Origin of the sequence: Belliella buryatensis, assembly GCF_900188245.1 — a bacterium.
Taxonomy (GTDB): Bacteria; Bacteroidota; Bacteroidia; order Cytophagales; family Cyclobacteriaceae; genus Belliella; species Belliella buryatensis.
Genome location: NZ_FZOK01000042.1, coordinates 1 through 1,532, shown reverse-complemented (window position 1 = coordinate 1,532; position 1,532 = coordinate 1). Strand labels below are relative to the sequence as shown.

The 1,532-nt window shown below is 39.6% G+C and carries 2 protein-coding genes; both read right to left on the bottom strand.

Annotated features, from left to right (window positions below):
• Positions 1 to 60: 60 nt before the first annotated feature.
• Entirely contained in the window at positions 61 to 1,056 is a 996-nt protein-coding gene (locus tag CHB66_RS16720; protein WP_245812789.1) for an IS3 family transposase, read from the bottom strand.
• A 20-nt stretch (positions 1,057 to 1,076) separates the two neighbouring features.
• A complete protein-coding gene (locus tag CHB66_RS16715; protein ID WP_089242549.1) occupies positions 1,077 to 1,469 on the bottom strand; it encodes a hypothetical protein in 393 nt (130 codons plus the stop codon).
• Positions 1,470 to 1,532 lie beyond the last annotated feature (63 nt).

Genomic DNA, 1,532 nt, shown 5'->3' with positions numbered 1-1,532 from the left:
TGTCTCGTCCTGAAAATGGTTGACACTTTTATTATTCAAATATAGTTAGTATTTCAATTTCTAAGAAGTTTGGGATAACTTACAATACCACGATGAAGCGGAGGCAAGCTCTGCTGAGGAGCAACTTGCCAAGGAATAGTCGTTTGGTCCGATAGCGTTGCTATTTTTAGACTGGATCTTAACAGGTTCAGTCTTTTTTTTCCAGCTGTACTTATTCCCAATAACGCGTTCGGTATCATGCCTTGTAAAACCTTCGTCATGTACTAGGTTTGGCGTGAGATTATTCCCCAGTCCTTCGTGCGGTCTCATTTCATTATAGATTTTGATGATCTGACTTATATATTTTTGTGCATTGATACCTGGTTCTCCAGCAATATCATCCAACCATTCTTCTTTAAGAATACCGTTTACTCTTTCTGCTATGGCATTTTCATGTGGGGAGGCAGGCTTTGTCATACTTATCCAGACTTTTTTCTTTTTCAAAAGGTCTGTGTAATCATAACTGCAGTACTGTACCCCCCGGTCTGAGTGATGAATCAGGGAGTATGGTTCAATGCATTTCTGAGATTGAAAAGCCATTTTTAGGGCATCAAGTGCCGATTCAGCCTTTAGGTCCAGAGAAAGATTCCAGCCCACTATTTTCTGGGAATAAGCATCCGTAATAAGATACAGATACATGACCTCCCTGTTTAGCTCGACGTAGGTAATATCGGAAACCCATAACTGGTTGGGTCTTGAGACAACCATATTTTCAACGAGATTATGGTACTTCCTTAGCCAATGATGGCTCTGGGTAGTGAAAAACCTCCTTTTTCTCTTAGTGACCAATAACCCGCTCATACGAAGCAGATCAAACAGTTTATCTCTGCCTAACTTGATTTTCAGCTTGGTCAAATCCTTCTGAATTAGTGGGTATAGTTTCCTCAATCCCCATCTGGATGTTTTAGCCTTCTTCCTGATCTTGAAAACAAGACTTAAGACCAAGTCTTCCTCAAAGGCCTCCCGGGAAATATATTTTAAAGATTTATAATAGCCTTGTCTGCTCTTGCCAAACAATCCGCAAAGTTGATCCAAGCTTACCCTTGGTTCTTCTTCTTTGAGTCTTTGAACTGTTTGGCACCAGACTTTTTTTCAAGATCCAGGCCATATTCTTCCTTGGCAATATCGACCATAATCTGATATGCCCTGCCCTTTAACTGACTAAGTTTAAGCTCTTCTTCAAGTTGCTTAATACGAGCTTTTAACTCACTGTTGGAATCCTGTTTTTCTGACATGTTTCTTAATATCGGAAGAGGGTCTTTAGGAACTCTCCTTTCTAGACCAGCAAAAATCCTCATCCATTCCAAGATAGCGGATTTGCTTTTAATTCCATAAACATGCCTTGCTTGTTCTTTGGTCAAAGTACCTGATAGTACTTCGGTAACGATTTTTCTCCTAGCGTCTTCAGAGAATTTTTCTTTTTCTTGCATTTTGTCCGATTATAGGTTTACAATTTCTAGTAAAATTGTGTCAACCTATTTCAGTACACGACC

What these genes read in the sequence shown, in the direction of transcription:
- CHB66_RS16715 (WP_089242549.1), bottom strand. Translation starts at nt 1,469, where the DNA reads ATGCAAGAAAAAGAAAAATTCTCTGAAGACGCTAGGAGAAAAATCGTT.